General features: G+C 63.0%; 10 protein-coding genes. 4 read left to right on the top strand and 6 right to left on the bottom strand.

Annotated elements, in window-relative coordinates:
* Window positions 1–26: 26 nt before the first annotated feature.
* From JGU71_RS08940 to JGU71_RS08925, 4 genes are read right to left on the bottom strand one after another with little or no spacing between them, the layout of a single operon-like run.
* Complete coding sequence (locus JGU71_RS08940) at window positions 27–1,289, bottom strand: CHAT domain-containing protein (protein WP_199703731.1); 1,263 nt, start codon at window positions 1,287–1,289, stop codon at window positions 27–29.
* Window positions 1,283–2,800 carry a tetratricopeptide repeat protein gene (locus JGU71_RS08935; protein WP_199703730.1) on the bottom strand — a complete coding sequence of 506 codons (1,518 nt, stop codon included), beginning with the start codon at window positions 2,798–2,800 and terminating at the stop codon, window positions 1,283–1,285. The genes JGU71_RS08940 and JGU71_RS08935 overlap by 7 nt, the downstream gene beginning before the upstream one ends.
* Window position 2,801: 1 nt before the next feature.
* The gene (locus JGU71_RS08930; RefSeq protein ID WP_233528994.1) at window positions 2,802–3,827 is read right to left on the bottom strand and encodes a hypothetical protein; all 1,026 of its coding nucleotides are present in this window, start codon (window positions 3,825–3,827) and stop codon (window positions 2,802–2,804) included.
* Entirely contained in the window at window positions 3,827–5,185 is a 1,359-nt protein-coding gene (locus tag JGU71_RS08925) for a hypothetical protein (RefSeq protein WP_199703729.1), read from the bottom strand. Before JGU71_RS08925 ends, JGU71_RS08930 begins: the two co-directional genes overlap by 1 nt.
* Before the next feature lie 159 nt (window positions 5,186–5,344).
* Here JGU71_RS08925 and JGU71_RS08920 point away from each other — a divergent pair, with 159 nt between their 5' ends.
* Together JGU71_RS08920 and JGU71_RS08915 are read left to right on the top strand one after the other, a co-directional pair.
* The gene (locus JGU71_RS08920) at window positions 5,345–5,869 is read left to right on the top strand and encodes a lipoprotein LpqH (protein WP_199703728.1); all 525 of its coding nucleotides are present in this window, start codon (window positions 5,345–5,347) and stop codon (window positions 5,867–5,869) included.
* 100 nt (window positions 5,870–5,969) lie between these two features.
* Window positions 5,970–6,773: a hypothetical protein gene (locus tag JGU71_RS08915; protein ID WP_199703727.1), complete on the top strand. Its 804-nt coding sequence runs from the start codon at window positions 5,970–5,972 to the stop codon at window positions 6,771–6,773.
* Window positions 6,774–6,810: 37 nt separating this feature from the next.
* On the opposite strand, the gene JGU71_RS08910 is transcribed toward JGU71_RS08915, so the two are convergent.
* Window positions 6,811–8,988 carry a glutamine synthetase III family protein gene (locus tag JGU71_RS08910; protein WP_199703726.1) on the bottom strand — a complete coding sequence of 726 codons (2,178 nt, stop codon included), beginning with the start codon at window positions 8,986–8,988 and terminating at the stop codon, window positions 6,811–6,813.
* A 203-nt stretch (window positions 8,989–9,191) separates the two neighbouring features.
* Here JGU71_RS08910 and JGU71_RS08905 point away from each other — a divergent pair, with 203 nt between their 5' ends.
* Complete coding sequence (locus JGU71_RS08905) at window positions 9,192–10,361, top strand: winged helix DNA-binding domain-containing protein (RefSeq protein WP_199703725.1); 1,170 nt, start codon at window positions 9,192–9,194, stop codon at window positions 10,359–10,361.
* Between the two features lie 260 nt (window positions 10,362–10,621).
* Here JGU71_RS08905 and JGU71_RS08900 read toward each other — a convergent pair whose 3' ends face one another.
* The gene (locus tag JGU71_RS08900) at window positions 10,622–10,777 is read right to left on the bottom strand and encodes a DUF6131 family protein (RefSeq protein ID WP_199703724.1); all 156 of its coding nucleotides are present in this window, start codon (window positions 10,775–10,777) and stop codon (window positions 10,622–10,624) included.
* Between the two features lie 276 nt (window positions 10,778–11,053).
* Between JGU71_RS08900 and mdo the strand changes: the two genes are divergently transcribed.
* Window positions 11,054–12,325 (top strand): NDMA-dependent methanol dehydrogenase, encoded by a 1,272-nt coding sequence (gene mdo / locus JGU71_RS08895; RefSeq protein WP_199703723.1) that lies wholly within the window; start codon window positions 11,054–11,056, stop codon window positions 12,323–12,325.
* Window positions 12,326–12,379 lie beyond the last annotated feature (54 nt).

Genomic DNA, 12,379 nt, shown 5'->3' with positions numbered 1-12,379 from the left:
TGAGTCGAAGGTATATTACCGATAGGTCAATTAGCTAGGACGGTCGCGAACGCACCCCACAGGATCGGCGATACCTCGGGCGTCCTGAGTTCTCGCCAGACAGCGAGCTGCTCACGCTGCCAGCTTCCGAGCGAACGCACAGGGTCCTCGTCGTCGTGTGCGGCATCGATCGCGCAGATCGCCTCCTGCAACGGCCGCGCGCCGGACGCCACACCCGCAAGCTTGGTGAACGCAAGATCAGTCGGAAGGGACCAGCGGCTGGCGGTAACAAGCTCGGATCCATTGCGAATCAACGCCGACACGAGGCCGAGTGCCTCGCTGAAACGCCCATCGCCACCACTTTCACAGGCTATCAATGCAACTCGGCTCGGCATCGGCCATAGCTCCTGTCCTACAACCGGATCCGATTCGATGGTGTAGGTGCCGAGGAGAAGATCACGCGCGGAAAGGGGCCGATGCGACCGAGTTGCCTGCGCAAACCCGGTGGTCGAGTCCGTGCACGCGAGATGTAGTTCCGCCAGCTCCGATTGACCCGATTCCGGTGCGGCGGCGGTGACATGTCCGACGTAGAGCAGCCTGCCTGCTCCTGCCCGCAGCGCCTCGCCAAGCCACTCGCGGTCGATATCGGATCGCCGAAAGGCGGCAACAGGATCGGACACGGCGGGACGTAATCTTCCGGCCTCCGCATGGGTGGCCATCCGTACCGCGACGGGCATTGCCGAATCAGGTCGTCCGAGAACCGAACCCAGCATCGAGTCGGCACGAAAACCAGGGACCTTGGGGTCGAGAACAGCGACGACCGGCAAGTGTTTCGTGCTCGCCCACGGCCGGGTCAGGCGCCCCGGAGCCTGTGTCACGCTGATCGGAGCGAGCAGACTGACGTCGGCGATCTCGACGAGACGCACGTCCGGGTCGGGCGCGATGAGCTCCCACGGCACCTGGGCCGTCCGGGGTGACGGCTGGATGCGGAGATGCGGACGTACACCGCGGGTCATCAGGTCGTGCAGCTGCGCAGCCAACGCGTAGGGCAGGAATGTTCGCGACAGTAATTGGGCTAGTTCGGCTTCGGCGTCGTAGCTGCTCAGCGCCCCGCGCGTGAGTGTCTGTTCGAGGCTGTCGGGTGCGGATGGATTGGGCAACGCGGCTGCGAGTCCCCGGATCGCCTCGACGACATCGGCCTCCGGCACGACGCCGACGCCGCCCGAAAGAACATCGTGTGTCCAGCGCCACGAGATGTAGACATCACCCGCGTCAGCCATCCGCACGATCGCAGTAGGAGCGCTCACCATGCGCGCAACACCTTCTCGTCGCGCACCGCGCGGCCGTACCGCTGCTCAGCCGCATCGATGTATTTCGCAAGCGCGACTCGTCCATCGCGGTCGAGCGCTAGACGCGCGGGCTGCTCGACCGACAGACCAACTCCCGCAGCAACTCCCGCGAGAGCCGAGCCAAGCTGCAGCGAACCGGCAACGATTCGCGAACGGCTCGGCGGCAGTTCCAGAAAGTTGAGCGACCGACCGACCGATCCGGATGCCAGTTTCGACTCCGCCTTGACTGTTGTACCGGCGCACTGAGTCTCGACGAGGTCGGCCACCAATCGCACATCACCACACCGATAGCCGAGCCGAAAAGCGAGACTCATTGCAGGATCGGCGATCCGGCGGTTCCACTGCTCTCGCTGATACCCGTTCGGCAGGGTGTAGCGGACTGCATCGATCGCCAGAGCAGCCGGTACCGCCAACCGAGCAGCCGTGGTCGCGAGTCCGAGATCGGTCGAGTGTGTCGCCAGCTGCTTCTCCATCAGACTCGCATGCCAGAAGTCGATCTGCGCGCAGTGCAATCCCAGGCCACGTTCGGAGTAGGCAGCGAAAGCGTCGGCGAAGAGACTCTCACCGTCGGCGACCGCGCCCCGTCCGAATGCCAGTGTGGCCAAGCGGGTTCGGACATCCGCTGCATCCAGCGTGGCACCCGACGCCTCGAAGTATTCAAGGCTCAGGTCGTACAGTTCGGCTGCGCGGACAAGGTCACCGCGCCCCTCGGCGAGGAACGCCAACGTCTTTCGGCCGATTCCAGCTCGATACCCGTTGCCCGACTGTTCGAAATAGCTCTGACTCTGCACCAGGAGTGGTTCCGCAACGTCGAAGCGTTCCGACCGTGCGGCCATCATGCCGAGATTCTGCTGCGTTTCGGCCACGGCGTTCTGGTCGCCGGTCGTCTCGAACGCGGCGAGGGCCTGGGCGCCGAAATCCTCGGCCAGAATCGTTCTGCCCGTCTCGAAATGTACTGCAGCAAGGTTCATCAGCGGATGGACGGCCAACTCGGGCGCGAAATGAACTGCCGCAGCCAACGACTCGGTAGCGATTTCCGCGGCACGACTCCAGTCCTGGCGATGAATGGCGACAGCCGTCAGCGAAAGCAGGCAGGCAACCTGCATCTGACCGAGGTCGTCTCGGTCCAGCAGCAACGTGCGCGCTTCTTCCAGCGCATCCTGCGCTTCGTCGAGTTCACCGACGTGCTGCAACGCTTGGGAAAGGTTGATGAGAGCAGCAGGACGAACCTTGCTCGGTCCATCGGACATGCTCGCCAGCGCCGACCGAAGAGTGTCGATCGAGCCGGTGTGATCACCGAGCTCGTCGAACATGCTGGCCGCGTTGATCATCGCGCTGATCTTCCAGTCGCCGGTGGCGACGCGCGCCGCCTCCTGAAAGGCGTGCAGCGCTCCGGCGATATCACCGTTGCCGTAAGCAGCGGCACCTGATTCGAGCAACGCTCGGACCTCGTCCTGCCCCGGGTCTGCCATGTCAGAAGTCCAGGTCCGAGGCGACCGCCGCCACCTCGGCGAGCAGAGGTTCCTCCGACACGCCGGAAGGGTCTGCGATCGAGACTCGGCGCAGCCTGGTCCGGACGAGCGTACGAACCTGTTCGCGGACCACCGCACCACCTGTACCGTCGGCCCGATCGGTGCCGAATCCAGGCACCGAGATCGATACTGTAACAGCTGTTTCCGCACCGGATGGTGCGGCAGCGTCAGCCTGCCACGTGTCACCCCGAAGGCGAAGTGGCAGGTCGAGCAAAGCCGACTCCGTGACGATCCGAGCGTGGGGATGCAGATACTCGGGCAAAGCAGGATCGATGTCGGGCGCCGCAACGATAGCCACTCGGATCGTTGTTGTTCCCTTGTCTCGGAACAGGTCCCAGGTCAGAGCACGCTCGGACGCGTCGACGACACCCGGCGGAGTCTGCCGCCAATCGACGCCGCCGATACCCGACCCGAGCACAAGCAGTCCGCCTCGCTCGGCCACCGCAAGCGACCCCGCTGCCAGCGCGTAATCGTCTGCATTGGACGCCATTTTGCTGGAGCGCGGAGGTAGCACCGGATCGAATTCGTCGTCGACGATCGATTCACACTCCAACACGAGGGTTCCGATCTCGCTTTCGAGCAGTTCCGCGTCGAGCGGCGGAATGTCGTCGATGATCGACGCTGGCCACCATCGTGCCGCCCACAGCGCATAAGCCAGTCGACGCGCACGCGAAACCAGTTCCGGCGCAGCAGGTTCACTTGCAAATTGGCCGACGGAGGAGTCGGCGACCGCAAGTGCGACGTCTTCACCGAACACAGCCCACAGCCACTGCTGCGCTCGTTCGACATCGTCGAATATCGCTGTGGGAGTTGCTTCTTCTTCGAGAAGCCGCCACTCGAGGTGACCGCCTGCGACCTCGACGACCGCGGTATCGATCTCCGCTCCGGCGTTGCCAGCAGATGCCGCGGTCGGACCGACGACCCACATCGACTCGGTCGGCCGCTGCACGAATACCGTTCCTGCCATCAGCTTGCCCTCGATTCGCTGCTGTCGAGGATTCCGACTGTGGCGCCCAGCGCCTGTTTCACTCGCATCCGATGGTCGAGAACGACCGAGCGCGCGACACCGTCGAGCAGGTCCCACAACTCGTCGGCAGCGTAGATCGTCGAATCACGAACATCACGTCCGTGCAGTCGAACCCACAGTCGCCGCAGGTACGGTCGCCACGGTGTTCTGAGTTCGTCTGCCAGTGCCGTAAGCGGATTGACTACGTCGAAAGCATCCGCTGGGCGGACTGCGAGTCTACGAGCCTGCAGCACATAGGCTTCCCGCTGCCAGCGGCCGTTCACCAGTTGATGGGCGGTGGTCACACCGCCATCGTTCACGGTCCCTATTGCGACCAAACCGATCGCAAGTGCGGTGCCGACCGTGGCAGCGACACGCAGTGATTCGTCGAGAAATGCCCATGGCGAACAACTTCGAGCAATCTCGGCATCGACCAGTTCGGCGATGGTCGGCAGGTCCGCTCGCTCGCTCGACCCTTGCAGCACCGTGAAGATCCGCTCGTACAGCGAGCGGTCCAGCGGGAGACCGAGTGTCGATGTCGACGCTGTCGTACCGACCTGCGGTCGTTGCGGTACTGCCGTGGCCGACAGCCCCAGCTCGGCGGCCGAGTACTCGAGCGCCGCCGTCCACAGCCGAATACCCGAACCCGTTCCCGCGTGTGCAGCGAGCAGTGTGTCGAAAATTTCGTCGGCAGCAGCACCGCCGGCGCCGAGCCGACCTGAGGGAGCGACATCGAGCAAACCGGCAACCTCCGCCGAATGATCGCTACCACCCGCCAAAGGTCGCCGTCGCCAGGCGATGTCGATCAACTTCGCGATCTCGCGAGCCCGCGCGGGCTCGCTCACATAAACCTTGAGCGCCTGCGTCGTCCGTCCAGCGGTGTCGTCGTGAAGTTCGCGCAACGTGCGTTCGGCTGTTGCCGTCGAGCCTGCAGGATCAGGGCGACCAGTTGTGACCGCCAGTTCGAAACACCGTTGGAAGTACATGTCCTGCGGATTGCCCTCGGTGATCCGCAACGACCGCCGAACCTGCTTGAGGACTGTGAACCACTCGGCGCTCGCCCGCAGCACGTCCGCCGACGCATGGACTCGCGTCGCGAGCAGCACAGCCCCGTCAGCAGTGACGATCGGCCCGGCACACAACGGGTTCTGAACAGGTCGAATCACAAGTGGGTCGAGGATGAGCTTCACAGTCCTGCTCAGCGGTCCACCCTGCGGACCGCTGAGTGCTTCGACACCGTCCAGCTCCCGCCAGACCTCGTCCAACACCGCGCCGCGCGGTCGACGACCGGCCGCAGCACGCCCCGTTCCCGTCCGCATTCGACCAGGTTAACCGAGGTCAGCCGCCATCGCGGCACACAAACCTGGGATCGGTAGGGCGAATCGGCTTCGTAGGTTTCTCTCATCGGTTCCACTCCGCGAGCCGAACAGATGAGAGAACGGGCGCCGAGCGCCCCTCACGAAGGTGAAGGACGAATCATGAAGAAGACGCCGGTACGCACATACACAACCGCACTCGCCGCCGCGGCAGCAGCGGTCGCACTGCTGGTCACGGGCTGCAGCGACGACTCGAGCTCCGGCAGCTCCACGCCGAACTCGGCGTCGGACACGAAGCCTGCAGGCGGATCGTCCGCCGCGTCGGTCGACGGCAAGGCCATCGACGCGAAGTTCGAGACCAACTGCGCTAAGCAGGGTGACACGTTGGCACTCGCCTTGACCGACCTGAGCAACGCCACCTACGGCAACCTCGCAGTCAGTGCGACTCTCAACGGCGACACGGTCCAGGCTGTCGGCATCGCCGGCGACAAGGGCGGATCGAACGGCCTCCCCTACGCGGTCGGCTACGGCCAGGGCGCACCCGGAGGATCGGCACAGCTTTCGAAGGACGGCAACACCTTCACCATCACCGGCGAAGGCGTCGGAACGCCGGACCTGACCAATCCGACAGCGGTGAACACCATCAAGTTCGATATTACCTTCGCGTGCTCGACCATCGTTGGCTGATCCCGGCTGCCCACCCCGATTGCGCGCGGGTTCCCCTGTCCACCAGGTGAACCCGCGCGTTGCGCGACCACCACCGACGTACTCACACGAAGGAATCATCATGAAGAACATCGTCCGAGGCTCAGCAGTCGGATTCGCGGTTCTCGCGTTCGGCTACTACCTGTGGAACGGGCTGACCTATCAGTCCTCGTCGCCGTACGACACCGGCACCCTCGCCTGGGCGAACGGACTGATGGCACTGCCGATCGTCGCCGTCGCCGCACTCATTTTTGCCTTTGCCTTCACCGGCGACAGCATCATGTCTGCCTTGACCGGCCGCAACAGCGCCGCATATCAGCGCGGCTTGATCGGCATCGGCACGATCCGAGCGGTCAGGCAGACCGGCATGAGGCTCAACGATCAGCCCGAAGTTCGAATCGACTTTCACGTCGAAAGCGCGGACGGCAAGATCTTCGACTCGTACGCAAAGATGATCGTGCCGTTCACAGAGTTGGCACTTCTACGTCCCGGCGTCGTACTTCCGGTGCGCTATCTTCCGGAACGTACCGACCGCGTCGAGGTCGATCGCTCGGCCGACCGGTCCCAGGCTCAGTACGTCATCGATCAGGCCATGATCCGAAAAGGCGTCACCACACCCGAGAAGCTGGACATCGCAGCACGTGGCGTCGTCGCATCCGCGGTGGTTCAGAGCCTGAACGTCCCCGGCGAAATCCGCAACGGTAGCTCCAAAATCGAACTCGGCCTTGCGGTTACCCGTCCAGACGGCTCGATGTTCACCACCCGCGTCGAGAAGTTTCTGCCGCCGGGCGCAGCACAGCACGTGCAGGTCGGCAGGATCGTCACGGTGCACTACCTACCCTCGAACGAACACGAGGTTGTAGTCGCACTGCCCGTCAACGCGTGACGACGGACAGCGCGACCAGCGACCGCGGCGGATGTACTCAGAGAATGAAGAGCATCTCCTGGTACGTGGGGAGCGGCCAAAGATCGTCGGCCACAATGTCTTCGAGTACATCTGCTGCCGCACGCACTGCAGCCATCGCGGGAAGCAACGATTCCTTGGCGTGCTTCGCCTCGCCGTACGCGTCCTCTGCTGCATCCTCCGCGAGGGCAGCCTTGAGAGTTGCCAACGCGGTCCGCAGCGCGGTGAGCGGAGCCGTCACTTCCTCGAGCGGTGCGGGATCTGCCTCGACGCCGGCGATCTTCAAAGCACCGATGTTGTGTGCAACCTCGGTCTGATAGCGAACGGCCGCAGGAAGAATGAGCGTCGAACCCATCTCCAGCGTCAATCTCGCTTCGACACCGATCGTCAGCGCGTATTGCTCGAGCCCGATTTCGTAGCGGCTGTGCATCTCTCGATGATTGAAGACCTTGTACTTGGCGAACAACTCCATAGCGGAATCGGACACCAACTCCGGCAGCGCGTCGAGGGTCGTGCGCAGGTTAGGCAGTCCACGCGACGCCGCTTCGACCTGCCAGTTGTCCGAGTAGCCGTCGCCGTTGAACACGACAGCACCGTGCTCGGTGATGATCTCGGTGAGCAAATTCTGTACAGCGGTGTCGAATTCGGTACCTGCCTCGACCGCAGCTTCGAGATCGGTCGCGATGTAGTCCAGCGCCTCGGCCATGATCGTGTTGATGATGACCATCGGGCCGCTGACGGTCTGCATCGAACCGGGCGCACGGAACTCGAATCGGTTGCCGGTGAACGCAAACGGGCTCGTCCTGTTGCGGTCGCCCGGATCGGTCGGCAGCTGCGGCAGCGTATCGGCGCCGATGATCATGGTGCCCTTGCCCTTCGACGAGGTGGCAGCGCCCTTCGCGATCTGTTCGAACACGTCGGCAAGCTGGTCGCCGAGGAAGATCGAGATGATTGCCGGCGGCGCCTCGTTCGCGCCGAGGCGGTGGTCGTTCGTCGCCGATGCGACCGATGCTCGCAGCAGCCCGCCGTACTTGTGGACGGCGCGAATGACAGCTGCACAGAACACAAGGAACTGCGCGTTGTCGTGCGGATTATCGCCTGGCAGAAGCAGATTGCCCTGAGTCGCGTTGCCGAGCGAGAAGTTGACGTGCTTGCCCGAACCGTTGACGCCCTCGAAAGGCTTCTCGTGGAACAGGATTTCCATGCCGTGCTTCTTGGCGATGGTCTTGAACGTCGTCATCAGCAATTGCTGGTGATCGGCTGCGATGTTGCCACGCTCGAACATCGGAGCAATTTCGAACTGACCGGGAGCGACCTCGTTGTGTCGCGTCTTCGCCGGAATGCCCAGCTTGAACAGCTCGCGCTCGGTGTCCATCATAAATCCGAGGACACGTTCGGGAATGGCACCGAAGTAGTGATCGTCGAATTCCTGACCCTTCGGCGGCTTCGATCCGAACAGGGTCCGACCGGAGTTCAGCAGGTCGGGCCGGGCGAGGAAGAAGTGGCGGTCGACGAGGAAGTACTCCTGCTCCGGACCACAGAACGACACGACATTGTCGGGATTCTCGTGCCCGAACAGCTTCAAAATGCGCTGCGCGTGCAGACCCATCGACTGCTGCGAGCGCAGTAGCGGCGTCTTGTGGTCTAGCGCTTCGCCGGTCATCGACACGAAGACCGTCGGGATACACAGTGTGTTGCCGTTCGGATTCTCGAGGACGTACGCCGGGCTCGTGACATCCCAACCGGTGTAGCCGCGCGCCTCGAAGGTGTTGCGCAAACCGCCGTTGGGGAAACTCGATGCGTCCGGCTCACCCTGAATGAGAGTCTTGCCTGCGAACTCTGCCAACGCGGAACCGTCGGAGACGGGTTCGAGGAAGCTGTCGTGCTTCTCTGCGGTCAGACCGGTCAGCGGATAGAAGACGTGCGCGTAGTGCGTCGCACCCTTCTCCAGCGCCCAGTCCTTCATCGCCGATGCAACAGCGTCGGCGACCATGGGGTCGAGCGGTTCGCCGTGCTCGATCGTTGCAATGACGGACTTGTAGACCGACTTCGGCAGCCGCTTCTGCATCACAACTTTGTTGAAGACGTTCTCACCGAACACCTCACCGGGCGTCTCCGCGTCGATGAAGCTGACGGCAGGGGGCACATAGGCCTCGACGTCTTTGATCGCCTGAAGGCGAACTGCGTTTCCACTCATGTTCCTACCCCTTGCCGACGTTCTACGCTCCGCCTGTGCTGCGGAGTCCGATCGGCCGAACTCTACGAACCTCGCGTGGCGGGAGTGTTTCAGCGCTGTGACCGCTGCAATTCGTGGGAAGGCGGCTACGCCGCTCGTGAGTCTTTTTGGTGGGCGGGACCTCCGAAAGGACTCACGAGCCGCTTGCGGCCTATCGTCTTCACGTGCAGACGATATCGACGGCCGAGCGTCAGCGCAGGCTGGCAACGCGGCACCGGCTCGCTCCTTCGCACCTCGCCGACAGCCCGCTCGAGGCCGCCGCCAGTATGGTCTGCCTGCACGGAACCGATCCGGCGACCATCTACCTCTCCGCCTGGGCTCGTGTTCGGAACATGTCGGTGGCCGACCTCGACCGCGCCCTCTACGACGACCGGACACTCGTCAAACATCTCGCGATGCGCAGAACCATATTCGTCTTTCCCCGGGACACCTTCGCACTGTCGATCGCGGGATCCAGCCAACGCGTCGCGGAGACGGAGCGCGCCCGCCTGATTCGTGAAGTCGAGAAAGCAGGCTTGTACGACGACCCCGAACGCTGGTTGGACGAGGCGAGCGCGCAGGTTCGGGAATTTATGTCCGACGGCAAGGAAGCGACACTGAAGGAGCTACGGGCGGCAATTCCTTTGCTCGACGGATCGATGGTCTACGGCGAAGGACGTACCTGGGGCGGGAAGGTCGCCGTTGGGCCGCGGGTTCTCACAACACTGTCGGCAGCCGGCGACATCGTCCGGTCCAGCAATTCGGGTCATTGGCGCCTCTCCCGGAACAGCTGGTCGGCGACGGGGGCCTGGCTCGGCAGCGACGTCGACGTGCACGAGCGAGAAGCCGCCGAACAGAAGCTGGTCGAACTGTGGTTGCGAGCTTTCGGGCCGGGTACCGAGACCGACATCAAATGGTGGCTTGGCTCGACACTGACAGCGGTCCGGCGGTCTCTGCGGGCGCTGCGGGCGGTCGAAGTCGAACTCGACGGCGGCACCGGGTATCTACTTCCAGACGATCTCGAGGCGACACCGGCGGTCGAACCGTGGGGAGCGCTGCTGCCGTCCCTGGATCCGACCACGATGGGTTGGTTCGATCGCGACTGGTACCTGGGACCCCATCGCAGCCAACTTTTCGACACCAATGGCAATGCCGGACCGACGATCTGGTGGGACGGACGGATCGTCGGCGGTTGGACTCAGGACGACGACGCCGCGGTCGTTCTCCAATTTCTCGACGAGGTCGGCTCCGATGCACGCGCGGTTCTGGACCGACAGGCCGAGACCCTCACCGAATGGCTCGGCGGTACTCGGGTACTGCCGCGCTTTCCGTCACCGTTGTTCAAGACGTCGTGAACTCCGGAACCTTGACCTCTGCAACACAATTCGTGTTGTAGGCGGGCGGCCTGCGGAATCAGTGCACGGGCTTGCCATCCGCGGGACGTTCGACCGGCTCTTTTCCAGAGAACGGTAAAGACCGCAGCCCACGACCATTTCGTTCCGATCGTGGGCGTGCGGTCACTACGTCGAGCATTCATCCTGCAGACATTAAGCCCGGTCGCGTCGGACGGAACGGAAATCGTCCGTCCATTCCGTGCGATCAGGTGACGTGAGGGTCAGTAATAGTGCCTTCTACCACCGACTGCTCGGCCCATGCTGCCCATCAGCATCAGGACCAAGCCGATCACGAGTACCACGATTCCGATGGTCCACAGAATCGAGATCTTGAACAAGAATCCCAACACCAAGAGCACCAAACCTAGAACGACCATGACAGCCTCCTTGCTCGGGATGTGCGGTCGAGCCTCCGCAGCCAACCGAATCAGGTGGCCTGACAAGGGGATACCCACTTTGTCCGTTTCCAATCTGTTACCCGAAGAAACGGGTAAGGCTCTCGCGCCTATCCGATCGGACGGTTCTCCGACGCTGTCCGGACGGTATCGGTCACAACGCCTTGTGACGGGTGCCACTCCCGCACAGAGTGGTCTGCAGCGGCACCTCAGCCGCCGAGACCATATCGACGGATACGTCGTTCAAGGAGTACTCCAATGGCTATCGAACTCAACCAGATCTGGGACTTTCCGATCAAGGAGTTCCACCCGTTCCCGCGAGCGTTGCTCGGGGTCGGCGCACACGACATCATCGGTGTCGAAGCGAAGAACCTCGGCTTCAAACGCTCGCTGCTGGTGACCACCGGTCTACGCGGCTCCGGGATCATCGAAGAGCTCATCGGCAAGATCGAATACCAGGGCGTCGAAGTCGTCCTCTACGACAAGGTCGAGTCGAACCCCAAGGACTACAACGTCATGGAGGCGGCAGCGCTCTATCAGAAAGAGAAGTGCGACAGCGTCATCTCGGTCGGCGGCGGTTCCAGTCACGACGCCGCAAAGGGTGCACGCGTTGTCATCGCACACGACGGCCGCAACATCAACGAGTTCGAGGGCTTCGCCAAGTCCACGAACAAGGAGAACCCACCCCACATCGCGGTATCAACCACTGCCGGAACGGGTTCCGAGACCTCCTGGGCATACGTCATCACCGACACCTCCGACATGGACCACCCGCACAAGTGGGTCGGCTTCGACGAGGCGACGATCGTCACCGTCGCGATCGACGACCCCCTCCTGTACTACACCTGCCCTCAACACTTCACTGCGTTCTGCGGCTTCGACGTACTCGCCCATGGCAGTGAGCCTTTCGTCTCCCGACTCGATTTCGCACCGTCCCTCGGCAACGCGTTGTACTCCATCGAACTGGTGGGCAAGCACCTTCGCGAAGCCGTGTACGAGCCGCGCAACCTGAAGGCGCGTGAGGGCATGATGAACGCGCAGTACATCGCAGGCCAAGCGTTCAACTCCGGCGGTCTCGGCATCGTGCACTCCATCTCCCATGCCGTCAGCGCATTCTTCGACAGCCACCACGGACTCAACAACGCGATCGCGCTGCCACGAGTCTGGGAATACAACCTGCCGTCTCGCTACAAGCGCTACGCCCAGATCGCCACGGCTCTCGGCGTCGACACCCGCAACCTGACGACGGTCCAGGCCGCAGACGCAGCGGTCGAGGCAGCCATCAGGCTCGCGAAAGATGTTGGTATTCCCGACAACTTCAGTGCGGTTCGCACCGATTCCTACGACAAGAACCGTATGAACACCGGCAAGTACGCCGGACGAGGCGAAGTGATCAAGGGCGACGAGAAGACCGTCCGCGCGATCTCCGAGCACATCCAGGACGACTGGTGCACGCCGGGCAACCCCCGTGAGGTCACCGTCGAATCGATGATTCCCGTTGTGGGACATGCGATCAACGAGGCGTACTAGCTAGTCGACCACCCGATGAGGCGGCCGGGTGCGTCAGGTCGACGAACCTGACCC

Source organism: Antrihabitans stalagmiti (genome assembly GCF_016482825.1).
Taxonomy (GTDB): Bacteria; Actinomycetota; Actinomycetes; order Mycobacteriales; family Mycobacteriaceae; genus Antrihabitans; species Antrihabitans stalagmiti.
Note: the sequence above shows the minus strand (reverse complement) of the source record. Positions and strands in the feature narration are given on the sequence as shown.

Excerpts from the sequence above, each read along its gene's own strand:
- JGU71_RS08900 (WP_199703724.1), bottom strand. The coding sequence starts at position 10,777 with ATGGTCGTTCTAGGTTTGGTGCTCTTGGTGTTGGGATTCTTGTTCAAG.
- mdo (WP_199703723.1), top strand. The coding sequence starts at position 11,054 with ATGGCTATCGAACTCAACCAGATCTGGGACTTTCCGATCAAGGAGTTC.
- JGU71_RS08910 (WP_199703726.1), bottom strand. The coding sequence starts at position 8,988 with ATGAGTGGAAACGCAGTTCGCCTTCAGGCGATCAAAGACGTCGAGGCC.
- JGU71_RS08920 (WP_199703728.1), top strand. The coding sequence starts at position 5,345 with ATGAAGAAGACGCCGGTACGCACATACACAACCGCACTCGCCGCCGCG.
- JGU71_RS08930 (WP_233528994.1), bottom strand. The coding sequence starts at position 3,827 with ATGGCAGGAACGGTATTCGTGCAGCGGCCGACCGAGTCGATGTGGGTC.
- JGU71_RS08940 (WP_199703731.1), bottom strand. The coding sequence starts at position 1,289 with ATGGTGAGCGCTCCTACTGCGATCGTGCGGATGGCTGACGCGGGTGAT.
- JGU71_RS08925 (WP_199703729.1), bottom strand. The coding sequence starts at position 5,185 with ATGCGGACGGGAACGGGGCGTGCTGCGGCCGGTCGTCGACCGCGCGGC.
- JGU71_RS08935 (WP_199703730.1), bottom strand. The coding sequence starts at position 2,800 with ATGGCAGACCCGGGGCAGGACGAGGTCCGAGCGTTGCTCGAATCAGGT.
- JGU71_RS08915 (WP_199703727.1), top strand. The coding sequence starts at position 5,970 with ATGAAGAACATCGTCCGAGGCTCAGCAGTCGGATTCGCGGTTCTCGCG.